Genomic DNA, 471 nt, shown 5'->3' on the forward strand with positions numbered 1-471 from the left:
TCGGCCTGCCGATCAGCGGCATCAACATGGCCTATAGCAATTCCGGCACCATCGGGCCGGAGGACGCGGACATCCTCATCAGCCTGAACGAAAACCACGATCCGACTGCAGGGTATGTCCGCACCCTGCGGACCGAGCTGCCAAAGCTGTTTCCCGGCACGACGTTCTCGTTCCTGCCCGCCGACATCACCACGCAGATCCTGAACTTCGGGGCGCCTGCGCCGATCGACGTGCAGGTCGCGGGCAACAACGGCGCGGCGAACCGCAAATACGCCGAGCTGCTGCTGCAGCGCATCCGGCTGATCACGGGAATCGCCGATGCCCGCATCCAGCAGGCGAACGACAATCCGACCCTGCGGGTCGACGTGGACCGCACTCTGGCCAATCTCACGGGGCTGACCGAGCAGAACGTGACCGACACGCTGCAGACGACGCTGGCCGGCAGCATCCAGACCGCGCCGATGTTCTGGC

General features: G+C 65.2%; 1 protein-coding gene. It reads left to right on the forward strand.

The window, feature by feature from the left end:
* Positions 1-471 (forward strand): efflux RND transporter permease subunit (locus B8460_RS20375; protein WP_048863456.1); only part of this gene is annotated, 471 nt, incomplete at both ends.

Source organism: Acidisphaera rubrifaciens HS-AP3, assembly GCF_000964365.1.
GTDB classification, from domain to species: Bacteria; Pseudomonadota; Alphaproteobacteria; order Acetobacterales; family Acetobacteraceae; genus Acidisphaera; species Acidisphaera rubrifaciens.